This is a genomic window from Pseudonocardia xinjiangensis (assembly GCF_050948425.1).
GTDB classification, from domain to species: Bacteria; Actinomycetota; Actinomycetes; order Mycobacteriales; family Pseudonocardiaceae; genus Pseudonocardia; species Pseudonocardia xinjiangensis.
The window spans coordinates 6,409,521-6,431,156 of the sequence record NZ_CP192009.1; the positions used below are offsets into that span (position 1 = coordinate 6,409,521).

Here is a 21,636-nt window from a genome sequence, read left to right on the forward strand (position 1 = left end):
ATCGACCTCCAGCGGCTGCGACGGCGCGGGCAACAACGATACCCGTGCTGACCCCGATGATCCCGGTTCACGACACCGCAGGAGTGGTGACGCCTCGCACAACCGCACGTCAACGCCGTACCGGGTTACATTCCCGCCATGGGAGAGCACACCGTCCTCGCGGTCGACCACGTCGGGATCGCCGTCGCCGACCTGGACGAGGCCATCGCCTGGTACGCCGAGACGTTCGGACTGGTCGCGACGCACGAGGAGACCAACGAGGAGCAGGGGGTGCGCGAGGCGATGCTGTCTGCGCCCGGCGACGCCGGGGCCGCGGTGCAGCTGCTCGCCCCGCTGCGCCCCGACTCCGCGATCGGCAAGTTCCTCGACCGCAACGGCCCGGGGATCCAGCAGATGGCCTACCGCGTGGCGGACATCGAGGCCACCAGCGCCGCGCTGCGGGACAAGGGCATGCGACTGCTGTACGACGAGCCCCGCCGGGGCACCGCAGGCTCCCGCATCAACTTCGTGCACCCGAAGGACGCGGGAGGCGTGCTCGTGGAGCTGGTGGAGCAGGCGACGACCGACACCCACTGACGGAAGTGGCGCTGGTCACTCCCGTCGAACGAACCCGCCGGATACCATACTACGCAGTAACCTGTGGGATACCACGCACCCGACGCGACTCGAGCCAACGGAGGCCAGCCGTGCAGGAGATCCTCGACGCGATACTCGCCGACCAGGACGCCGCCCTCGGCGGACTCGACGTCCCGGAGCACTACCGCGGCATCACCGTGCACGCCGACGAGACGGAGATGTTCGCGGGCATCCCGACCCGCGAGAAGGACCCGCGCAAGAGCCTCCACCTCGACGAGGTGCCCACCCCGCAACCGGGGCCCGGCGAGGCGCTGGTGGCCGTGATGGCCAGCGCCATCAACTACAACACGGTCTGGACCTCGATCTTCGAGCCGATGCCGACGTTCGACTTCCTGCGCCGCTACGGCAGGCTCTCGCCGCTCACCAAGCGCCACGACCTGCCCTACCACGTGGTCGGCTCCGACCTGGCCGGTGTCGTGCTGCGGGTGGGCCCCGGCGTCAACCTGTGGAAGCCCGGAGACCGGGTGGTGGCCCACTGCCTGTCGGTGGAGCTGGAGAGCCCCGACGGGCACAACGACACGATGATGGACCCCCAGCAGCGCATCTGGGGGTTCGAGACGAACTTCGGCGGCCTGGCCGAGCTGTCGCTGGTCAAGTCCAACCAGCTCCTGCGCAAGCCCCAGCACCTGACGTGGGAGGAGGCGGCGAGCCCCGGGCTCGTCAACTCCACCGCCTACCGGCAGCTCGTCTCCCGCAACGGCGCCGGCATGAAACAGGGCGACACGGTGCTCGTCTGGGGGGCGTCCGGCGGGCTCGGCTCCTACGCCACGCAGTTCGCGCTGAACGGCGGCGGCACCCCGGTCTGTGTCGTCTCCTCGCCGGAGAAGGGCGCGATCTGCCGCGCAATGGGCGCCGAGCTGATCATCGACCGCAGTGCGGAGGGTTACCGGTTCTGGAAGGACGAGCACAACCAGGACCCGACGGAGTGGAAGCGCCTCGGGGCCAGGATCCGTGAGCTGACCGGCGGCGACGACCCGGACATCGTCTTCGAGCACCCGGGCCGGGAGACGTTCGGCGCCAGCGTCTACGTCGCCCGCCGGGGCGGCACGATCGTCACCTGCGCGTCGACGACCGGCTACGAGCACACCTACGACAACCGGTACCTCTGGATGAACCTCAAGCGGATCATCGGCTCGCATTTCGCCAACTACCGGGAGTCGTTCGAGGCGAACCGGCTGGTCGAGAAGGGCCTCATCCACCCGACGCTGTCCAAGGTGTACCCGCTCGCGGAGACCGGCCAGGCCGCGTTGGACGTCCACACCAACAGCCACCAGGGCAAGGTCGGGGTGCTGGCGCTCGCACCCTCCGAAGGACTCGGCGTGACCGACCCGGAGAAGCGCGCGAAGCACCTCCACGCGATCAACCGCTTCCGCGGCGTCTGAGTGCAAGTCCTTCCCACGAGCGGGTGAGGGCATTCACCATCGTGGTTGCACCTGGGGACGCTCCCAGGCGTGCCCGGTACGGTGACCTCCATGCCCGCAGACCCCGTTCCGTCCTCGACCGACACCGGCTTCGAGGTCGTGCGAAGGGGTTACGACCAGGGCCAGGTCGACACTCACCTGCGCACTCTGGACGCGCACATCAGCATCCTCGTCACCGACCGCAACGCAGCGCTCGAGCAGGCGGGCCAGCTCGCCAGGGAGCTCGACGAGGCGCGGGTACGGGCGGAGAAGCTGCGCGCGCAGGTCCGCACGCTGGTGAGCCCGGGGCACAACGTGCAGGGCATGAGCGAGCGGATGCGCACGATGCTGCGGCTGGCCCAGGACGAGGTCGCCGAGATGCTCAGCCGGGCCGAGGCCGAGGTCAGCAGGCGCATCACCGAGGCCGAGGCACAGAAGACGCAGATCATCGCCGCGGCGCAGGCCGAGGCGGAGACGATCGAGGCGCAGCGGGCGGAGGCGCTCGCCGAGGCCCGCGCCGAGGCCGAGGCGACCACGGCCCAGCGGACGGAGATCCTCGCCGCGGCGCAGGCCGAGGCGGAAGCGATCAGGGCGCAGAAGGCGCAGATCATCGCCGACGCCCGGGCCGAGGCGGAGACGATCGTCGCCGCGGCGAAGGCCAACGCCGATGAGCTCACCCGGGACCTCGAGCGGGCCCGCGCCGAGCTCGACCTCGAGCGCCGGATCACCCGCGAGCAGCTCGCCGCGGAGCACCGCGAGGCACAGCAGCGGCTCGCCGACGAGCTCGCGATGGCCGAGCAGGACAGGGCCCGCGCCTGGGCCGAGTCGGAGGCGCGCCGCGCCACGGCCGAAGAGGACTTCGTGATCGCCCTGGACCAGCGCCGCTCCGAGGCGCTGGCCGCGATCGCCGCGGAACGGCAGGAAGCCCACCGGCAGGCGGAGGAGCTGCGCGCGGCGGCCGCAGCGCGCTACCGCGAGGAAGAGGAGAAGGCGAAGGCGATCGGCCGCGCGGTCGTCGGCGACGCAGAGAACCGGCTCGGCGAGCTCATCGAGCTGCGCAAGCGGATCAGCGAGCAGCTGGGCGACGCCCGGGTGATCCTCGACCGCGCGCTCGTCACCCTGACCGCGCCGAGGGAACAGCCCGCCGTGGATCAGGGCCGGGCCGAGAACGGTGTGGTGCCTGCTCCTCGGGATCCCGCCGCCCCCGCTACCGCCACCGCCGAGAACGGCTCGGACGCGGGCGCCGGCGGCGACGACAGCAGCGACGCCACCAGCAGCAGCAGGGACAGCACGGGCATCGACCCGAACGGCGCGCGCCCCCGTCCTCGTCCCCGGGCGGCGGCCGGCCGCCGCTGAGCGGGTCAGCGGCCCAGCCGCTGACCTCCCGGCCGATTCGTCGGGCAGTCCGCGCACCTCGGCTGCTCCGCTGAGTTCCGACGATCCTGCTCGTCGAGCCACACCTGGTGGCGGGCGGCGGCGATCCTCTTCCACGCCTCGTGCCGCGCCACGGTGTCCATTCGCCCGATGATCAGGGCAATTCCTACCAGTACAGCGATTCCGACGACCGCCATCATGGTCAACATGGTCCGTACCCCCTTCGTCGAGGGGCGACCCCGCTACCCGCCCCGGGTCGGAGTCGGGAGCCGCAGATCCAGGTTGCGCTTCGGAATCCTCGACTTGCAAGGCAATACTGGGAATCCCACATCGTTCCACCTGTACAGCGCACCCGGACGTCACCCTCCGATGGGATTCCAAAAAGCAAGTACCTGATCGGCGCTGTCATCATTGGACCGCCAGAGTGGACACTCCGCATCCGGACATGATCGGAGGCGGGAAATGGCGCCTGACGAGGGTCCCCTGCTGCCCCGCCGACGGCTCGGCGCAGAGCTACGCCGTATCCGGGGCCACCGCACTCTCGACGAGGTCGCCGACGCCACCCTCATCTCCACGTCCAAGCTCAGCAGGCTGGAGAACGGCCAGGGAGCTCCCCAGCCGCGCGACATCCGCGACCTCATCGTGTTCTACGACGTCGACACCGCCACTGCCGACCGGCTGCGGCAGTGGGCGGGGGCAGGGCGGCGGCAGGCCTGGTGGAAGCAGTACTCCGACGTGGTGTCGCCGCCGCTCAACGCCTACCTCGACTTCGAGTCGGGGGCGTCCACGATCAGGGCGTTCGCACTCTCCCTCATTCCCGGTTTGCTCCAGACCGCGGAACACGCCGGGCACCTGCTCGGGAAACTGCCGCCGCCGAGAACTGCCGAGCAGATCCAGCGGTTGATCGAGATCCGCGGTCGGCGGCAGGAACTGCTGCTGGCCGCACGCAGCCGCACCCGGCTCATCACCGTGATCGACGAAGGCGCGCTGCACCGTAAGGTCGGATCTCCGGCGGAGATGCACGCGCAGCTCGATCAGCTGCATCGCCTTTCGCTGCTCCGCAACATCACCATCCAGATCCTCCCCTACGACGCCGGGGTGCACGCCGGCCTGCTGGGCATGTTCACCGTCTTCCAGTTCGCCGACGACGTCGACCGCGACATCGTCGCGATCGAGACCCATTCCGGGCAGCGTTATCTGAAGGAACAGTCGAGCGTGCAGGAGTACCTGCGGATGTTCGACGGGCTGAGCCACCGGGCGCACGACCCCGACGAGTCGCGGGAGCTGCTCGAGAAGATCATGTCCACCCTCCCCGCCCCGAAGGACCCTCGCTGACCCCCGGTCGCCGTCACCGCCACCGCCGCCGGCCCGGCCCGCGCCGGTCGCGGGCCTGCCAGCAGGGGGCGTGCCAGTGCCTGCGCTCCTCCACCGACCCGAACTCGGCGGCGGGCCACGCCACGACGTGCGGGGCGCCGGCCGGGATCAGGTGGTCGCAGCCGGGGCAGCGGTAGGTCTTCGCCGACGACGAACCCGGGACGCTGCGCACCATCCACTCGCCGTCGGACGCGCTCTCGACCCGCGTGAGGGACGCCGACCGCAGCGGGACGTGCTCGGTGCGCCCCGGCGTCGGGCGGCGCGGGCGGTTGGATCTGGGCACGGCGAGCGCAACAGCCTCAGCGCGCCGCGTAGTCCCGGAAGCCGTGCCCGGTCTTGCGGCCCAGCCTTCCCGCGGTGACCAGGTGCTCCAGCAGCGGGGCCGGGGCGAGACCGGAGAGCCGGAACTCCTGGTAGAGCGACCGCTGGATGGCCAGCGAGACGTCCAGACCCACCACGTCGAGCAGCTCGAAGGGCCCCATCGGCAGCGCACAGCCGGTCTTCATGGCGGCATCGATGTCGTCGGCGGTGGCGTAGTGCGCCTGGAGCATCTTCACCGCGTCGTTGAGGTAGGGGAACAGCAGCGCGTTGACGATGAACCCGGCCTGGTCGCCGCAGGACACCGGCACCTTCCCCAGCCGCTCGCACAGAGCGCGGGCCGAGGCCGCCACCTCGGGAGCGGTGGTGATCGTCGAGACCACCTCCACGAGCTTCATCTGCGGCGCGGGGTTGAAGAAGTGCAGCCCGACGACGTCCTGCGGGCGGGACGTGGCGGCGGCGCACTCCACCACCGGAAGCGACGACGTGGTGGTGGCGAGGATCGCGCCCGGCTTGCAGACCTCGTCGAGTGCCCCGAACACCGCCCGCTTGACGTCGAGCTCCTCGGCGATCGCCTCGACGACCAGGTCGACGTCGGCGAGGCCCTCCAGGTGCGTGGTGCCGGTGATCCGGGCCAGCGCGGCGTCGCGGTCGTCCTCGGTGGCCCGGCCGCGCACCACGGCCTTGTCCAGCGACTTGCGGACCGTGGCCACGCAGCGGTCGATCTTGGACTGCGAGCGCCCGCGCACGATCACGTCGAACCCGGCTCTGGCGAACACCTCGACGATGCCCGTGGCCATGGTGCCGGTGCCGATCACCCCGACGCGCTGCACGTCGCGGCCGGCCACCTCGGGAGCACCGGCACCGGACGGGGTGAGGGCGTCGGGCACGACCTCGGAGCTGTGCGGCTTGGCGTAGGTGTAGAAGCCACGGCCGGTCTTGCGCCCGAGCAGGCCCGCGGTGGTCATCTGCCGGAGCACCGGGGCGGGGGCGTGCATGAGGTTGCGCGACTCGCGGTACATCGTGTCGAGGATCTCGTAGCTGGTGTCGATCCCGATCAGGTCGAGCAGGGCCAGCGGGCCCATCGGGTAGCCGCAGCCGTACCGCATGGCGGCGTCGAGGTCCTCACGGCTCGCGTAGTGCGCCTCGTACATCTGCGCCGCGTGGTTGAGGTACCCGAACAGCAGCGCGTTGGCGATGAACCCGGCACGGTCGCCGATCACGACCGGCACCTTGTCGAGCGTGGCGGCGAACGCCCGGACGTCGTCCACGACGTCCTGCTCCGTGACGACCGTGCGCACCAGTTCCACGAGCTTCTGCACCGGCGCCGGGTTGAAGAAGTGCATCCCGATGACCTTGCCGGGGCGCCCGGTGCGCACGGCCAGCTCGGTGACCGACAGCGACGACGTGTTGGACGCGAGGATCGCGTCCGGACGGCAGACCTTGTCGAGCTCCGCGAACAGCGTGGCCTTGAGGTCGAGGTGCTCCGGCACCGCCTCGACCACGAGGTCGGCGTCGGCCAGGCCGGCCAGTGACGTGGTGGTGACGATCCGGGCGAGCAGCTCGTCGGCGTCCTGCTGCGTCAGCTTGCCGCGGCCGACCGCGCGCGCGGTGGACGTCTCCAGGTGCGTGCGACCGCGCTGAACCGCCTCGTCGTCCACCTCCGCGGCGACCACGTGCAGCCCACTGCGGGCGAACACCTCGACGATGCCGGCACCCATCGTGCCCAGACCGACCACACCGACCGTCCGGAACTCCCGTGCCACCGTCCACCTCCCGTTTCACCAGGGACAATCCCCGGGATCCTCGCATTACAGGGGCGCGTACGGGCGGCCGTGTGACTGCCCCGACCCGGACGCGCCGGTTGCGTCTACCGGCCGTGTCGCAGCCGCACGATCCCGAGCAGTGCCTTCATCCCGCGCGAGGTGCGCCGGAAGCTGGTGACGGGGATGGGCAGCGCGAACCGCTGGCGCGCCACGGCCTGCGTACGCGTGAACTCGCGCAGCCCGTCGGCACCGTGGATGCGTCCGAAGCCGGAGTCGCCCACACCCCCGAAGGGCAGGCTGGGGATGCCCGCGAAGGAGATCACCCCGTTGATCGACACCATCCCGCAGCGCAGCCGCGCCGCGATCTCCTCGCCGCGGCTCTTCGAGAACACGGTGGCGCCCAGGCCGTACCCGGTGGCGTTGGCCCGGCGCACGGCCTCGTCGACGTCGGGCACCCGGTTGACGACGAGCAGCGGCCCGAACGTCTCCTCGGTGACCGCGGTGCTGTCCTCGGGCACGTCGACGATCACCACCGGCTCGACGAACGGCCGCTGGACCGACTCCGCCCCGCCGACCACCGCACGCCCGCCCCGGGCGAGGGCGTCCTCCACGTGGCGGCGCACCACGTCCACCTGGGACGGCATCGTCATCGGCCCGAAGTCACCGGTCGACCCGGAACGCAGGCCGCGCGCCCCGGCCACCACCTTCTCGGTGAACGCGTCGGCCACCGCGTCGAGCACGTACACCCGCTCGACGCCCACGCAGGTCTGGCCCGCGTTGGACATGGCGCCCCACACCGCGGCGTCGGCGGCCGCTCCGAGGTCGGCGTCGGCGTCGACGATCAGCGCGTCCTTGCCACCGCACTCGATGACCACCGGGGTGAGCGTCTCGGCGCAGGTGGCCATCACGCGCTTGCCCGTGGCGGTGGAACCGGTGAACGCGATCTTCCCGACCCCCGGGGCCCGGCAGAGCGCGGCGCCGGTCTCGCCGAAGCCCGTGACGACCTGCAGCAGGGGCTGCCCGTCCACGATCTCCGCGAGGGTGTCGGCCAGCGCCACACCGACGCCGGGCGTCAGCTCGCTGGGCTTGAAGACCACCGCGTTCCCGGCGGCCAGCGCGTAGGCGATGGAACCCATCGGGGTGAACACGGGGTAGTTCCACGGGCCGATCACTCCGACCACCCCGATCGGCACGTACGTGATGCTCGCGGCCTGGTTGCTCATCAACAGCCCGGCGGAGACCATGCGGCGGCGCAGCACCTTCTCGGCGTGCTTCGCGGCCCAGTCCAGGTGGTCGATCGCCAGTACGAGCTCGAGGCGCGCGTCGTCGAGCGGCTTCCCCGTCTCGTCGGAGACGACCTGGGCGAGGTCGTCGATGCGGCGCACCAGTGCCTTGCGCCACTCGCCCAGCCTCCGACGGCGCTCGGCGAAGCCCAGCCCGGCCCACCACTGCGCCGCACCCGCTGCCCGCGCCACGGCCGCCTCGACGGCGGCGGCGTCGTGCACCGGATGCGTGCCGACCACGTCGCCCGTCCGCGGGTCGAGCGACTCGAACGTGGCCGAGGTGCCGCTGACGCCGGGAGCGGGCGTTTCGGTGGCGGTCATTACCCAAGAGTAGGGGCAGCGGCAACCGGCCTGCAGGGCGCGCGTGCCGGGGGCCGGGGAACGTGCAGCAAAGCCACTTTGCGGCAACGAGGTTGCAGGAAAGTGGCTTTGCTGCAACGGGCGGGGCGGGGCCGAAGCGGCTCAGAAGAGGCGCAGGTCCTTGCTCTCGGTGCCGCGCAGCGCGTCGTAGTCGACGGCGACGCACCGGATGCCGCGGTCCTCGGCCAGCGTGCGCGCCTGCGGCTTGATCTGCTGAGCGGCGAACACCCCCGCCACCGGCGCGAGCAGGGGGTCGCGGTTCATGAGCTCCAGGTACCGGGTGAGCTGCTCGACGCCGTCGATCTCGCCGCGGCGCTTGATCTCCACCGCGACGCTGCGCCCGTCGGCGTCCCGGCAGAGCAGGTCGACCGGGCCGATCGCGGTCATGTACTCGCGCCGCACGAGCGTGTAACCCTCGCCCAGCACGCCGGGGTGCGCGGCCAGCAGCTCCTGCAGGTGCGCCTCCACACCGTCCTTCACCAGGCCCGGGTCGACGCCCAGCTCGTGCTTCGAGTCGTGCAGCACCTCGTCGATGGTGATCACGAGGGACTCGTCGGCCTTGTTGCGCACCGTCCACACGCCGGGCTGCTCCTCCAGCCAACACGGCGGGCTCATCCAGTTGAGCGGCTTGTAGGCGCGGTCGTCGGCGTGGATGCTCACCGATCCGTCGGCCTTGACCAGGAGCAGGCGCGGGGCCATCGGAAGATGTGCGGTGAGCCTGCCGACGTAGTCCACCTGGCAGCGGGCGATGACGAGACGCACCAGGGCGACCCTAGTGCCCCCGAAATCGGGGGACCGCGGCCGGGCCGTGCGCCGGTCCTCGCAGAGCCCCCCGGCCTCTGCGAGGACCACGCGCCGGTGCCACGCCGGCCGTCAGGACATCCCGACGGCCTCGCGCACCCGTCCTCCCGCCTCGGCGAGCCGGTCGAGCGCCGCCACGCGCGAACAGCAGGCCAGCAGCATCACGACCGCGACCTTCGGCTGGCCGCCCGCGGCCTCCAGCGTGGCCGCTGCGGTGGCGGCGTCGGTGCCCGCTGCGGTGGCCACGATCCGGCGGGCCCGGTCGACGAGCTTGGCGTTGGTCGGCCGGACGTCGACCATGAGGTTCCCGAACACCTTGCCGTCGCGCACCATCGCGGCGGTCGAGAGCATGTTGCAGACGAGCTTCTGCGCCGTGCCCGCCTTGAGGCGGGTGGACCCGGTGAGCACCTCGGGGCCGGTGTCGAGCTCGATCGCGACGTCGGCGTGGGTGCTGACCACGGCACCGACGTTGCAGGCCACCGCCACCGTTGCCGCGCCGACCGAACGCGCGTGGTCGAGCCCGCCGAGCACGTAGGGGGTGCGCCCGCTCGCCGTCAGGCCGACCACGACGTCGTCGGGCCCGAGCCCGATGCCACGCAGGTCCTCGGCGGCGAGCACGGGATCGTCCTCGGCACCCTCGACGGCCTCGGTGACCGCCCGGCGCCCGCCGGCGATCAGCCCGACCACCTCGGTGGGATCGGTGTCGAACGTCGGCGGGCACTCGACGGCGTCGAGCAGGCCGAGCCGGCCACTGGTGCCCGCGCCCAGATAGACCAGCCGGCCGCCCCGCCTCCGCGCCGCGACGATCAGCTCGACGGCCTCGGCCACCTGCGGCAGTGCCGCGGCGACGGCCTCGGGGGCGCGCCGGTCCTCGGCGTTCATCAGCGCGAGCAGGTCGGCAACGGGCATCCGGTCGAGGTTCGTGGTGGCCGGGTTCGGGGCCTCGGTGGTGAGCGACGTCAGGTCCATGGTTGTCCATCCACATCGGATCGATCGGGGCCGGCTCCGGCACCGCCACGTGGTTCGGCGCGCTCCCGCGGCGGACGGCCCGCGCCACCCGAGACCGCCCGGTGCGTGCGTTCCAGCGCGGCGAGTGCCCCCGGCGTGCGGTAGGCGACGCCGACGAACACGGTGTCGACCACCAGCAGCTGGCTCGTGCGGCTGCCCATCGCCGCGGAGCGGAACCCGAACTCCCGGCCGGCCGTGAGCAGCGTGTGGTCCGCGGCCCTGGCCAGCGCGGAGCGGGATGCCCCGGTGACCGCCACCGTGACCGCGCCCGCCGACCGCGCGGCCTGCAGGGGCCGCACGACCCCCGCCGTCTCCCCGGAGTGCGAGATGCCGATCGCGACATCGCCCCTGCGGAGCAGGGCCGCGCTCACCATGGCGGCGTCGTGCTCGGGACGGGCCAGGCACAGCACGCCGATCCGGCCGAGCTTGACCGCGAGGTCCTGGGCCACCAGCCCGGAGGCCCCGATCCCGTAGACGTCGATCCGCCTGCTGCCGGCCATCGCCGCCACCACCGCCTCCAGTGCGTCGCCGTCGACGAGCTCGGCGGTGCCGGCGAGCTGCTCGCTCTCGAACGCCGCGAGCTTGCGCAGCACCGTGGGCATCGGGTCGTCGTCGGCGACACCCGAGTCCAGCGGCAGCCCGGCGCCGTGGCGGCTGTCCAGCGCGGCGAGCGCCAGCCGCAGCGCGGGGTAGCCCGGGTAACCGAGCCGCCGCGCGATCCGGGCGACCGTCGCCGTGCTCGTCGCGGTCTCCCGGGCCAGCTCGGTGATCGTGAGCTGGGCAGCGGCTCCCGGGTCGGCGCCCAGGCGGGTGGCCACCTTCGTCTCGGCGGGTGAGAGCTCCGGGAGCACGGCCCGGATCCGAGCGGCCAGGTCGGTCATGGCACGACCTCCAGCACCCGGGGCAGCTGCTCAGGGCGCTGCCGCCAGGGGAGACCGGCCCGCCCGGGGAGCACGGCCCCGAGCACGCTCGGGTGCCGCGCCCCGGTGCAGCTCGCCACGGTGGCCGGGACGTCGTGCACGGTGCAGAAGCCCAGCAGCGCGAACGCGTAGGCCTCCTTCCACAGCGCGGGGAGGCCCAGCTCGTCCGACGTGCGCACCGGGACCCCGGGCAGCTCCGCGGCGAGCATGCCCATCAGCGTGGGGTTGCGGGTGCCGCCGCCAGCGGCGATCACCTCGGTGCCGCCGACGCCACGGACGGCGTCGCCGACCGTGCGTGCGGTCAGCGCGGTGAGGGTGGCCGCCAGGTCGTCGTCGGCGACCGGCGGGCGCCCCGCCAGAGCGGCGTGCAGGTACCCGCGGTGGAAGAGCTCCTTGCCGGTGGTCTTCGGCGCCCGGCGCGCGTAGTACGGCTCGTCGAGCAGCCGTCCGAGCAGGGCGGCGTCCACCCGGCCGCGCGCGGCCATGGCCCCGTCGACGTCGCAGGTCAGCCGGCCGCCGGTGCGGTCGGACACCGCCAGGTCGAGCAGCGCGTTGGCCGGACCGGTGTCGAACGCGATCGGGTCCGCGCCGGGCGGGGCGACCGTCACGTTGGCGATGCCACCGAGGTTGAGCGCCACCGGCGCACCGGGGCGTCCGCGCAGCCACAGCACGTCGACCATGCTCACCAGCGGGGCGCCCTGGCCGCCCGCGGCGACGTCGCGGCTGCGCAGGTCGGCCACCACCGCGCAGCCGGTGCGCTCGGCGATCCAGGCGGGCTGACCGATCTGCAGCGTGCCGCGGACGGTGCTCCCGTCGACCCAGTGGAAGACGGTCTGACCGTGCGCGACGACGAGGTCCGCTCGCCCGGCGCACAACTGCGCGTTCGCGTCGGCGGCGGCCTCGGCGAAGGCCTGCCCGATACCGGCGTCCAGCCGGCAGACCTCCTCGATCGTGGTGACGGCCGGGGGCAGTGCCGCGGCGATCCGGGCGCGCAGCTCGTCCGGGTAGGGCGTGCTGACCCCGCCGAGCAGGCGCAGCACGATCCGGTCGTCGTCGAACCGGAGGTCGGCCGCCGCCGCGTCGATTCCGTCGAAGGACGTCCCGGACATCATCCCGATCACCCGCACGCCCTCACTCCCCCAGCGGCCTGCGGTGGCCGTCGCGGCGCAGCGTGGCCAGTGCGGCGGCGCTGACCACGCAGGTGGCCATCACGTAGTAGGCCGGAATGTCCACATCGGACGTCTGGGCGATCAGCGCCGTGATGATCAGGCCCGCGGAGCCGGAGAAGACCGCGTTCGACAACGAGTAGGCCAGGCCGAGCCCCGTATAGCGGACGCCGGTCGGGAACATCTCCGACAGCATCGCCGGTCCCGGTCCGGCGATGAGGCCGACGACCGCGCCCGCCACCAGCACGGCGAGGCCCTGCAGGAACGTGCCGCTGCCGCGGTCCTGCAGGATGTTCAGCAACGGCAGCGCGAGCACGACGATCAGCACGGTGCCGGTGAGCATCACCGGGCGCCTGCCGATCCGGTCGCTGAGCACACCCGCGGGCAGGATCGTCAGCGCGAAACCGGCGTTCGCCAGCACCGTGGCCACCAGCGCCTGCTGGAACGACGCGCCCAGCGACGACTGCAGGTAGGCGGGCATCACGACGAGGAACGTGTAGCCCGCCGCCGACCAGCCCATCAGGCGCGCCGCCCCCACCGCGATGGCGCGCGCGGTCGCGGCGGCACCGGGCACCGCGACGGGCTCGCCGCCCACCGCTGCGTGCGGGGCCGCGGCCGCCCGGCGGAACGACGGCGTCTCCTCCAGCCGCAGCCGCAGCCAGAGCGCCACCAGGCCCAGCGGCAGCGCGAGCAGGAACGGCACCCGCCATCCCCACAGCGCGAGCTGGTCGGCGGTGAGCACCGCGCCCAGGATCGCCGCGAGCCCGGCACCGGCGAGCAGCCCGAGCGCCACGGTGAAGGACTGCCACGAGCCGTAGAGCCCGCGCTTCCCGGCGGGCGCGAACTCCGTCATCACCGAGACCGCCCCGCCGAACTCACCCCCGGCGGAGAGGCCCTGCAGCACCCGGACGAGCGTGAGCAGCCACGGCGCCGCGGCACCGACGGTGGCGTAGGTGGGCAGCACGCCGATCAGGAAGGTCGCCCCGGTCATCAGCAGCAGGACGAGCACGAGGGTGGGCTTGCGGCCGATCCGGTCGCCGACCCGGCCGAACAGCGCGGCCCCGACCGGCCGGAAGAAGAAGGCCAGCGCGAACGACGCGTAGGTCTTGATCAGGCTCTCCAGCCCGCCCGCTCCGTCGGGGCTGAAGAAGTTGGCGGCGATGATCGTGGCGAAGAAGCCGTAGACGCCGAACTCGTACCACTCGATGAAGTTGCCGACCGTGCCCGCGACGACCGCGCGCCGGGAACTGCCGGTGCCGGTCTCGCCGGTGCCGGTCTCGCCGGTGCCGGCTCCGCGCGTGGTGGTCATCCCGCCTCCCTCGATGGCAATAATGCTCACCACCGGAAGACAGAGATGTCAACGATTGACACCCGAGTCACATCGGTGCGTTGCGGGCCGCGAGCGCGGCACCCGCAGCGGCCAGCGCGACCCGCAGCTCGGGCGGCTCCAGCGCCTCCACCTCACCGCCGAGCCCCGTGAGCTGGCCCGCCGCGACCGGGACGCTCTCCACGTCGAGCTCCACCTCGCGCCAGCCCTCGGTGTCCGGCGGCCCGGCGTGCGCCACGGCCCGCACCGCCGCGTCGGAGTCGGCGACGTGCGACAACCACTTCAGCCCCCGCGGCCCGAGCCGCAACCGCACCGTCTCCCGCAGCATCTGGCTCTCGAACCGGCCGGCCGCCCCCGCCCACCACTCCGCGAGGTCGAACCCGTCCGGCCGCGTGAAACCCTCGCCCGTCGGCTCCGCCGCGGCGATCCGGTCGACCCGGTAGGTGAGCACGTTCTCCCCGCTCCGCGAGGCCAGGTACCACGTCCCCGCCTTGAGCACGAGCCCGAGCGGTTCGACCGTCCGCTCCACGACGTCGGAGCGCCGCCGGTAGGAGATGCGCAGTCGCCGCTGCTCCCACACCGCCTCGGCGACCGCGGCGAGCTGCGTCACCTGCTGCGGGGTGTGGAACCAGCCGGGCGCGTCGAGGTGGAAGCGCTCCGCGACGGTCCTGGCGTGCTCCCGCAGCTCCGCCGGCAGGGTGGCGAGCAGCTTGGCCTGCGCCCCGGCCAGCGCAGCGCTCATGCCCAGCTCGGCGAGCACCTGCGGCGCGCCCACCGCGAAGAGCGCCGCCGCCTCCTGCGCCGTCAGCCCGTCCAGCCGGGTGCGCCAGCCCTCGACGAGCCGGATGCCGCCGCCGCGTCCGGGCTCGGTGAACAGCGGCACCCCCGCGGCGGAGAGCGCGGCGACGTCGCGGTAGATCGTCCGCTCGGAGACCTCCAGCTCGCGCGCCAGCTCGGCCGCCGTCGCCCCGCGCAGGCGCTGCAGGGTGAACAGCAGGGTGACCATCCGGGACGCGCGCACCCCCGGATCGTGCCCGATCCCGGCAGACCGGCACGGTGGTCATGTGGAGACGCTCAGTACCCGCCAGGTCTACGCCAACAACTGGATGTCCGTCCGTGAGGACGCCGTGCGCCGCCCCGACGGCTCGAACGGCATCTACGGCGTGATCGACAAGCCGACCTTCGCACTGGTGATCCCGCGTGACGGCGACCGGCTGCAGATGGTGGAGCAGTTCCGTTACCCGGTGGGGCGGCGCCGCTGGGAGTTCCCGGCGGGCACGGCCCCCGGCCGGGCCGAGGTCGACCCCGCCGACCTGGCGGTGCAGGAGCTGCGGGAGGAGACCGGGCTCGTGGCCGGCCGGATGGAGCTGATCGGCCGGCTCGAGGTGGCGCCCGGGATGTCGAGCCAGACCGGCACCATCTGGCTGGCCACCGAGCTCACCGAGGGACCCACGCAGCGCGAGCACACCGAGCAGGACATGCGCGCGGCCTGGTTCACCACGACGGAGTTCGAGGCGATGGCCCGCTCCGGCGAGATGACGGACTCCCAGAGCCTCGCCGCCTACCTGCTCCTGCAGCTGCACGATCGCCGCTGAGAGCGGGGACGGGGCAAGATCTGGCCGACACGACCGATTCGACCGGAAAGGGACCGCCGCATGGACCTGCGCGAGACCGACGAGCAACGGCTGCTGCGGTCCTCCGTCGCCGCGATGGCGGCGAAGTACGGCCACGACTACCTCCTGGAGAAGGCGCGGACCGGCGCCAAGACCACCGAGTTGTGGGCCGATGCCGCCGCGGCCGGCTACCTCGGCGTGGCGGTGCCCGCCGAGTACGGGGGCGGCGGCGCGGGGATGGTCGAGCTCACGATCGTCGCCGAGGAGATCGCCGCGGCGGGCTGCCCGTTGCTGCTGATCGTGGTCTCGCCCGCGATCGCCGCCTCGGTGATCGCGAGGTCCGGCACCACCGACCAGAAGGAGCGCTGGCTCCCCCGTTTCGCCGACGGCTCCGTCCGGATGTCGTTCGCGATCACCGAACCGGACGCGGGATCGAACTCGCACCGGATCACCACCACCGCCCGCCGCGACCCCGACGGCGGCGGGTGGCGCCTCCGCGGCACCAAGTACTACATCTCCGGCGTGGACGAGACGGACGCGACGCTCGTGGTCGCCCGCCTCGAGGACGCGGCCGCCGGCACCCTGCGCCCCGCGATGTTCATCGTGCCCACCGACACGCCGGGGATGACCTACCAGCCGATCGAGATGGCCATCCACAGCCCCGAGAAGCAGTTCACGATCTACTTCGACGACGCGTTCGTGCCCGACGACGCGCTGGTCGGCGGGGAGGAGGCCGGGCTCGCAGCGCTGTTCGCCGGCCTCAACCCGGAGCGGATCACCGTGGCGGCCTACGTCAACGGCCTCGCCCGCTACGCCCTGCGCAAGGGCGCCGCCTACGCCAGGGACCGCACCGTGTGGCAGGCGCCGATCGGCAGCCACCAGGCGATCGCCCACCCCCTCGCCAAGGCCCACGTCGAGGTCGAGCTCGCCCGCCTCGCCACCACCCGCGCCGCCTGGCTCTACGACGAGGGCGACCAGACGGCCGCGGGCGAGGCGGCCAACATGGCCAAGTACGCCGCCGCCGAGGCCGCCATCAACGCCGTCGACGCCGCGGTGCAGGCGCACGGCGGCAACGGGATGTCGGTGGAGTACGGGGTGGGCACGCTGATCGGCGCCGTCCGCGCCACCCGGATCGCCCCGGTGAGCCGGGAGATGATCCTGAACTACATCGCCCAGCACTCACTCGGCCTCCCCCGCTCGTACTAGACACGGCCCGGCCCACCCGCGAGTCGCCCGCTCCCCGCCCGCGAGTCGCCCGTTTCTCACACGCGAGTCGCCCGATCCCGCGCACCCACCCAGGGACCGCGCCACGACGAGAACGGGCAACTCGCGCCCCAAAACCGGGCGACTCGCGGCACCCGGGTCGTCGTCGCAGAGCGAGCGTGCTCCTCGCAGACCCCACAGCATCTGCGAAGAACCCAGGGCCTCTGCGAGGACCTCATGTAGCGGGGGTGCGGCGTCAGTCGTCCCGCTTGCGAGCGGCTCGCAACTGTTCCTGAACGTCGCCGAGACGCCAGCGGTGATGCCCGCCGGGCGTGCTCCACGTGGGAATGATCAGTCCGCTCCGCGTCCACTTCAAGATGGCTCCGGGCGACACACCGAGCAGTTTCGCAAGCTCACCAGTAGTGAGCAGCTTGTCTCCCGGCCCACTGGTCACGCTCCGACGCTAACCGGCCGATGTACTCGCTGTAGCTCGCTGGACGCGCTGTACCTGTCGTACGTGCAGTACGCGACTTGCACGCTGTACGCGTTTGACGCGATACTCCACCGCGCGACTCGAGGGGGGTTCGAACGTGTCCGACGAGCAGTCCGCGGAGCGAGTGGAGCCGGAGCGAACAGGTGACCGCGGCGCGCCACCGCCTCCGGAGGGGATCGGGGGCTTCTGGGTGGTGACGCTCCCGGACGGCACCTACTCCTGCGGCATCGCCCCGAACGTCGCGGAGGCTCAGGAGCAGATCAACTTGCGCAGCGGGCGGGTGTCCCGTCGTGGCAGGTGATCCACAGACCACGTGGGCGGCGCTCGTGGCAGTTCTCGCGGCGATGCCGGAGGTGTCCGCGAGGCTTGCGGCCAACCACGTGAATGATGGGGCCGGCAGATGTCGCGGGTGCACAACTGCCGGCCGTGGGACGCCCGCAGCACGCCACCCCTGCACGCTGTCCGCGCTCGCCGCCGCAGCCCGCGGTGCCGCTCGACCGAGACTCCGGTAGATCGCTGATCGCTCCGAGATCCACGTGCTGGCCCCGCGCCGGGCCAAGAGCCGCATCTCGCGACGATCACTCCGGGCCCCACCCGCGAGTCGCCCGATCCCGCGCACCCACCCAGGGACCGCGCCACGACGAGAACGGGCAACTCACGCCCCCAAACCGGGCGACTTGCGGCACCCGGGTCGTCCTCGCAGAGCGAGCGTGCTCCTCGCAGAGCCCCCAGCATCTGCGAAGAACCCAGGGCCTCTGCGAGGACGTCAGCTGGCGGGGGTGTCATGCCGCAGAGATCGCTTCGCCCCACGCCCGCGAGTCGCCCGTTCCCCGCCCGCGAGTCGCCCGTTTCCCACGCACCCACCTAGGGACCCCCTGTGGTCGCTGGCAGCCGTGCCGGGCCCGGCGACGCCCGGAAACCCGTGAGCACTGTCATATCAGCACTGTTACATTAGCGCTGTGACATCGCCCCCAAGTGACGCCGACCCGACACTCGAGAGCACGATCCGCCCGCTGCGGGACCTGCTCCGGGCGATGGACGACGACATCGCCCAGCTGTACGCGCAACGCGGCGTGCCCGTCCGCACCCGGTTCAGCATGGCGCTGATCCGCCTGCACCACCTGGGCCCGATGAGCGTGAAGGAGCTCGCCGAGCAGATCGACGTGACGCACTCGGCCATGAGCCAGACCGTCACCGCCATGCGGGGGGACGGGCTCGTCGAGAGCTCACCCGGCTCGGACGCCCGCACCCGCACCGTCTCGCTGACCGACCGCGGCCGCGCGCTCGTGCCGTTCCTCGAGGACGAGTGGCGCGCGACGGAACGCGCGTGGGCGGAGCTGGAGACGGAGCTGCCCTACCCCCTCACCCGCGTCGTCGACGACATCGCGGAGGCGCTGCAGCGCCGTTCCTTCCTCGACCGCATCACGCAGCACCTCGACGAGCGCGGCGAGGGCCACGGGCCGGAGCAGGAGGCGTGAGGGCGCTGGACGGGATCGTCGACACGCGTCCACTGCGGTCGCACCCGGCGTTCCGCCGGCTCTGGGTCGGCACGACGGCGTCGAGCTTCAGCGGCCAGATCGCGGTGGTCGCGGTGCTCTACCAGGTCTGGGAGCTCACGCACAGCTCCGTGTGGGTCGGCGCCATCGGGGTCGCGACGGCCGTGCCGACGATCGTGTTCGGCCTGGCCGGCGGCGCGCTGGCCGACGCCGTCGACCGGCGCACGCTCGTCATGCTCTCCAGTGCGGGCGCGGTGACCGCGGCCGTACTGCTCGCCGTCCAGGCCGCCGCCGGGGTGCAGTCGTTGGCACTCGTGCTGTTCCTGGTGGCCGCGCAGACATCGTGTGGAGCGCTGGGCTCGTCGGCCCGCCGCACCTTCGTGGCCCGGCTGCTCCCGCGCGACCAGGTTCCGGCCGGCATCGCGCTGAACCACGTCAGCTTCCAGGCCGCGATGCTGGTCGGGCCGGCCGTCGCCGGCCTGGTTCTCGCCCGCGGGGGCCTCACCTGGGCCTACGTCCTCGACGCCGCGGCCATCACCGTCTCCCTGTACGGGGTGGCCCGGCTGCCGAGCATGCGGCCGGACGGCGCGGCGCGGTTCAGCCTGGCCTCGACCTGGGACGGGTGGCGGTTCCTCGTCCGGCGCCCGGCGTTGCGCGGTGCCCTGGCCACCGACCTCGCCGCCACCGTGCTCGCGATGCCCATCGCGCTGTTCCCGGTGATCAACCAGGAGCGGTTCGGGGGGAACCCGGAGACCCTCGGCCTGTTCCTGTCGGCGATCGCGGTGGGTGGGATCGCCGCCAGCCTCACCTCGGGTCTCCTGGGCCGCGTCGGCAGACCGGGGATGGTCTCGCTGGTCGCCGCGGCCGTCTGGGGTCTGGCGCTGGCCGGTTTCGGTCTCTCCGACACGCTGCCGGCGACGTTCGCGTGTCTCGTCGTCGCCGGGGCCGCCGACACCATCTCCGTCATCTCCCGCGGCACCCTGGTCCAGCTGGCCACGCCGGATGCCTACCTCGGCCGCGTCAGCTCCGTCGAGGGCGTCGTGGGCGTCGGCGGCCCGGGCATCGGCAACGCCAGGGCCGGAGCCGTGGCCGCCCTCACCTCGGCGTCGACGGCCGCGGTGACGGGCGGGCTCGCGTGCGTCCTCGTCGTGGTCGCGCTGGCCGTCACCCACCCGGCGCTGCGGCGCTGGAGCCCGCGGGAGACGTCGGCGGCACCTCCGGGGTGACCGCCATTCCCGTCCTGCTCGATATCGTTCTCCAGATTTGATCGACATTCGCGGACTGGTAACCCACCGTCAGGATCGGTATTGAAATGACGGGCGGCGGGTTTATGGTTCCTCCCAGGGAGAAGCCATGACACCACCGCAACGACGCGAGATCGACGTGGCGGCCCGCAAGGTGCACAGGATGGCGGTCGACACGTCCTTCGCCGTGTTCCGGGCCCGGTTCGAGCAGGCCGTGCCGAGGTTCGACGCGCCGGCGTTCACCCAGCTCACGAGAGCGGAAGCGAGCTGGGAGGCCCTTGTCCGCGCAGTGACGGACAAGGCGCCCCACGGCTTCGTCACCCACTGGAGCGGCGACATCTCCTCGATGGTGTGCCCGGAGGGCAACTGCCGCCGGTGCCGGGCGTACCTGCTGGACAGTCCGCCGGTGCTGTTCCGTGCGCCATTGCGCGCGGCGATCCACGAGGACGCGGCGGGGCGAGTGCGATTCGTGACCGACCGGCCCAGCGCGCGGTTGGCGAGCCTCGGTGACCCCCGGATCGCGCGGTTCGGCGAGGACCTCGACCACAAGCTCGACGCGCTACTGGAGTTCCTCGGCGTCACCGCGACGCCGGCCTGAGCCCCGCGTCAGGCCAGCCGCACCGGCAGCCGGGTGAGCCTGCGCGACCCCGGCAGCTGCGCCCACTCCTGCTCCTCGTTGACCAGCGCCAGGTCGGGGAACCGCTCGAACAGTGCCCGCAGCGCCACCTCCCCCTCCTGACGGGCGAGCGCCGCGCCGAGGCAGTAGTGGAACCCGTGCCCGAACCCCACGTGCCCCTCACCGCGTCCGACCGGCCGCCTGGTCACGTCGAACCGCTCGGGGTCGGTGTACTCCCGGGGATCGAAGTTGGCCGACACGAGCACGGCCTGGACAGCTTCACCCGCCCGGATCCGCACCCCGCCGAGATCGACGTCCTCCGTGGCATAGCGCACCCGCGTGATGTGCACCGGCCCGCAGAACCGCATCAGCTCGTGCACGGCGACGGGCCACAGGCTCGGGTCGCGACGGAGGAGGTCGAGCTGGTCGGGATGGGTGAGCAGGGCGACGATGCCGTTCCCGAGGAGGTGAGCGGTGGTCTCATGGCCCGCGATCACGAGCGTGAGCACCATCGTGACCAGCTCGTCGTCGCTGAGCTGGTCGCCGTCGGCCTCCTGCGCCTGGATGAGGGCGGTCAGGAGGTCGTCGGCCGGCTCGGCCCGGCGGCGCGCGATGAGGTCCTGCACATGGGCGACCATCTCGCGGATCACACCTGGGAAGATCTTCGGGTCCATCGACACGAGGCCGACGCCCCACTCGCGCCAGGCGGGCCGGTCGGCCTCGGGCACACCGACGAGCTCGCAGATCACCGTGATCGGCAGCGGATAGGCGAACTGCTCGATCAGTTCGGCGGGGGACTCGAGGCCGTCGAGCAGAGTGGCGGTGATCGCCTCGACCCGGGGGCGCAGGTCGTTGACCCGCCGCACCGTGAACGCCCGCGACACCAGCTTGCGCAGCCGGGTGTGGTCGGCGCCGTCGGTGTCGAGGATCGAGGTGGTGACGTAGCGGGAGAGCTCCGGCGGGAGGCCCAGCATGTCCTCGAGCATCTTCTCGCGGACGTTGCTCACCTCCACACCCGGAACCGAGGCCGGGTTGTTCACGAAACGTGGATCGCCCAGCACCACGCGCACGTCCGCCTGGCGCGTCACGTACCAGGCACTTCCGCCGTCCATCGTGCGTCCGCGCAGCACCGGGGCCTGCTCGCGCAGGCGGCCGTAGCCCCCGTAGGGATCAGCGATGAGGGCAGGGTCCATCAGGTCCGGTTCGACGGACGACGGTGTCGTGGTCATTCCTGGCTC

The 21,636-nt window shown here is 72.4% G+C and carries 21 protein-coding genes; 10 read left to right on the top strand and 11 right to left on the bottom strand.

The window, feature by feature from the left end; translation table 11 throughout:
- Positions 1 to 138 precede the first annotated feature (138 nt).
- The 4 genes from mce to ACQPZA_RS30155 all read left to right on the top strand — a co-directional run bounded on the left by mce (position 139) and on the right by ACQPZA_RS30155 (position 4,745).
- Entirely contained in the window at positions 139 to 576 is a 438-nt protein-coding gene (mce, locus tag ACQPZA_RS30140) for a methylmalonyl-CoA epimerase (protein ID WP_433275489.1), read from the top strand.
- A gap of 110 nt (positions 577 to 686) precedes the next feature.
- The gene (ccrA, locus tag ACQPZA_RS30145; RefSeq protein WP_433275490.1) at positions 687 to 2,018 is read left to right on the top strand and encodes a crotonyl-CoA carboxylase/reductase; all 1,332 of its coding nucleotides are present in this window, start codon (positions 687 to 689) and stop codon (positions 2,016 to 2,018) included.
- A gap of 90 nt (positions 2,019 to 2,108) precedes the next feature.
- Entirely contained in the window at positions 2,109 to 3,392 is a 1,284-nt protein-coding gene (locus ACQPZA_RS30150) for a hypothetical protein (protein ID WP_433275491.1), read from the top strand.
- Positions 3,393 to 3,872: 480 nt separating this feature from the next.
- The gene (locus ACQPZA_RS30155) at positions 3,873 to 4,745 is read left to right on the top strand and encodes a helix-turn-helix domain-containing protein (protein ID WP_169399926.1); all 873 of its coding nucleotides are present in this window, start codon (positions 3,873 to 3,875) and stop codon (positions 4,743 to 4,745) included.
- Between the two features lie 13 nt (positions 4,746 to 4,758).
- Here ACQPZA_RS30155 and ACQPZA_RS30160 read toward each other — a convergent pair whose 3' ends face one another.
- The 9 genes from ACQPZA_RS30160 to ACQPZA_RS30200 all read right to left on the bottom strand — a co-directional run bounded on the left by ACQPZA_RS30160 (position 4,759) and on the right by ACQPZA_RS30200 (position 14,754).
- Positions 4,759 to 5,067, bottom strand: a complete 309-nt coding sequence (locus ACQPZA_RS30160) for a hypothetical protein (RefSeq protein WP_169399925.1) — start codon at positions 5,065 to 5,067, stop codon at positions 4,759 to 4,761.
- 16 nt (positions 5,068 to 5,083) lie between these two features.
- On the bottom strand, positions 5,084 to 6,868 hold the full coding sequence (locus ACQPZA_RS30165; RefSeq protein WP_433275492.1) for a 3-hydroxyacyl-CoA dehydrogenase family protein: 1,785 nt from the start codon (positions 6,866 to 6,868) through the stop codon (positions 5,084 to 5,086).
- Positions 6,869 to 6,972: 104 nt separating this feature from the next.
- A complete protein-coding gene (locus ACQPZA_RS30170; protein ID WP_433275493.1) occupies positions 6,973 to 8,472 on the bottom strand; it encodes an aldehyde dehydrogenase family protein in 1,500 nt (499 codons plus the stop codon).
- 141 nt (positions 8,473 to 8,613) lie between these two features.
- Positions 8,614 to 9,273: an endonuclease NucS gene (gene nucS, locus ACQPZA_RS30175; protein ID WP_433275494.1), complete on the bottom strand. Its 660-nt coding sequence runs from the start codon at positions 9,271 to 9,273 to the stop codon at positions 8,614 to 8,616.
- A gap of 111 nt (positions 9,274 to 9,384) precedes the next feature.
- The gene (gene murQ, locus ACQPZA_RS30180; protein ID WP_433275495.1) at positions 9,385 to 10,281 is read right to left on the bottom strand and encodes an N-acetylmuramic acid 6-phosphate etherase; all 897 of its coding nucleotides are present in this window, start codon (positions 10,279 to 10,281) and stop codon (positions 9,385 to 9,387) included.
- Positions 10,272 to 11,201, bottom strand: coding sequence for a MurR/RpiR family transcriptional regulator (locus ACQPZA_RS30185; RefSeq protein WP_433275496.1), 930 nt, complete (start codon positions 11,199 to 11,201; stop codon positions 10,272 to 10,274). Before ACQPZA_RS30185 ends, murQ begins: the two co-directional genes overlap by 10 nt.
- Positions 11,198 to 12,367 (bottom strand): anhydro-N-acetylmuramic acid kinase, encoded by a 1,170-nt coding sequence (locus tag ACQPZA_RS30190; RefSeq protein WP_433275497.1) that lies wholly within the window; start codon positions 12,365 to 12,367, stop codon positions 11,198 to 11,200. The genes ACQPZA_RS30185 and ACQPZA_RS30190 overlap by 4 nt, the downstream gene beginning before the upstream one ends.
- 4 nt (positions 12,368 to 12,371) lie before the next feature.
- Entirely contained in the window at positions 12,372 to 13,715 is a 1,344-nt protein-coding gene (locus ACQPZA_RS30195) for an MFS transporter (RefSeq protein ID WP_433275498.1), read from the bottom strand.
- Between the two features lie 67 nt (positions 13,716 to 13,782).
- A complete protein-coding gene (locus tag ACQPZA_RS30200) occupies positions 13,783 to 14,754 on the bottom strand; it encodes a helix-turn-helix transcriptional regulator (RefSeq protein WP_433275499.1) in 972 nt (323 codons plus the stop codon).
- A gap of 43 nt (positions 14,755 to 14,797) precedes the next feature.
- Between ACQPZA_RS30200 and ACQPZA_RS30205 the strand changes: the two genes are divergently transcribed.
- Complete coding sequence (locus ACQPZA_RS30205) at positions 14,798 to 15,328, top strand: NUDIX hydrolase (protein ID WP_312859292.1); 531 nt, start codon at positions 14,798 to 14,800, stop codon at positions 15,326 to 15,328.
- Positions 15,329 to 15,388: 60 nt separating this feature from the next.
- Entirely contained in the window at positions 15,389 to 16,552 is a 1,164-nt protein-coding gene (locus tag ACQPZA_RS30210; RefSeq protein WP_433275500.1) for an acyl-CoA dehydrogenase family protein, read from the top strand.
- Positions 16,553 to 16,805: 253 nt separating this feature from the next.
- Here the strand turns inward: ACQPZA_RS30210 and ACQPZA_RS30215 are convergent, their stop codons facing one another.
- Complete coding sequence (locus ACQPZA_RS30215; RefSeq protein ID WP_169397833.1) at positions 16,806 to 17,003, bottom strand: helix-turn-helix domain-containing protein; 198 nt, start codon at positions 17,001 to 17,003, stop codon at positions 16,806 to 16,808.
- A 136-nt stretch (positions 17,004 to 17,139) separates the two neighbouring features.
- On the opposite strand from ACQPZA_RS30215, the gene ACQPZA_RS30220 reads away from it, so the two are divergent.
- The 4 genes from ACQPZA_RS30220 (at position 17,140) to ACQPZA_RS30235 (ending at position 20,380) form a co-directional block, all read left to right on the top strand.
- Positions 17,140 to 17,343: a hypothetical protein gene (locus ACQPZA_RS30220; protein ID WP_433275501.1), complete on the top strand. Its 204-nt coding sequence runs from the start codon at positions 17,140 to 17,142 to the stop codon at positions 17,341 to 17,343.
- A 658-nt stretch (positions 17,344 to 18,001) separates the two neighbouring features.
- Positions 18,002 to 18,520, top strand: coding sequence for a MarR family winged helix-turn-helix transcriptional regulator (locus ACQPZA_RS30225; protein WP_433275502.1), 519 nt, complete (start codon positions 18,002 to 18,004; stop codon positions 18,518 to 18,520).
- On the top strand, positions 18,517 to 19,764 hold the full coding sequence (locus ACQPZA_RS30230) for an MFS transporter (RefSeq protein WP_433275503.1): 1,248 nt from the start codon (positions 18,517 to 18,519) through the stop codon (positions 19,762 to 19,764). The genes ACQPZA_RS30225 and ACQPZA_RS30230 overlap by 4 nt, the downstream gene beginning before the upstream one ends.
- Positions 19,765 to 19,891: 127 nt before the next feature.
- A complete protein-coding gene (locus ACQPZA_RS30235; protein ID WP_433275504.1) occupies positions 19,892 to 20,380 on the top strand; it encodes a hypothetical protein in 489 nt (162 codons plus the stop codon).
- Between the two features lie 8 nt (positions 20,381 to 20,388).
- Here ACQPZA_RS30235 and ACQPZA_RS30240 read toward each other — a convergent pair whose 3' ends face one another.
- Positions 20,389 to 21,627, bottom strand: a complete 1,239-nt coding sequence (locus ACQPZA_RS30240; protein ID WP_433275505.1) for a cytochrome P450 family protein — start codon at positions 21,625 to 21,627, stop codon at positions 20,389 to 20,391.
- Between the last annotated feature and the right edge of the window lie 9 nt (positions 21,628 to 21,636).

Bases quoted from the DNA above. Each gene is read 5' to 3' on its own strand.
- mce (WP_433275489.1), top strand. From the start codon at position 139: ATGGGAGAGCACACCGTCCTCGCGGTCGACCACGTCGGGATCGCCGTC.
- ACQPZA_RS30240 (WP_433275505.1), bottom strand. From the start codon at position 21,627: ATGACCACGACACCGTCGTCCGTCGAACCGGACCTGATGGACCCTGCC.
- ACQPZA_RS30210 (WP_433275500.1), top strand. From the start codon at position 15,389: ATGGACCTGCGCGAGACCGACGAGCAACGGCTGCTGCGGTCCTCCGTC.
- ACQPZA_RS30235 (WP_433275504.1), top strand. From the start codon at position 19,892: ATGACACCACCGCAACGACGCGAGATCGACGTGGCGGCCCGCAAGGTG.
- ACQPZA_RS30150 (WP_433275491.1), top strand. From the start codon at position 2,109: ATGCCCGCAGACCCCGTTCCGTCCTCGACCGACACCGGCTTCGAGGTC.
- murQ (WP_433275495.1), bottom strand. From the start codon at position 10,281: ATGGACCTGACGTCGCTCACCACCGAGGCCCCGAACCCGGCCACCACG.
- ACQPZA_RS30185 (WP_433275496.1), bottom strand. From the start codon at position 11,201: ATGACCGACCTGGCCGCTCGGATCCGGGCCGTGCTCCCGGAGCTCTCA.
- ACQPZA_RS30170 (WP_433275493.1), bottom strand. From the start codon at position 8,472: ATGACCGCCACCGAAACGCCCGCTCCCGGCGTCAGCGGCACCTCGGCC.
- ACQPZA_RS30195 (WP_433275498.1), bottom strand. From the start codon at position 13,715: ATGACCACCACGCGCGGAGCCGGCACCGGCGAGACCGGCACCGGCGAG.
- ACQPZA_RS30155 (WP_169399926.1), top strand. From the start codon at position 3,873: ATGGCGCCTGACGAGGGTCCCCTGCTGCCCCGCCGACGGCTCGGCGCA.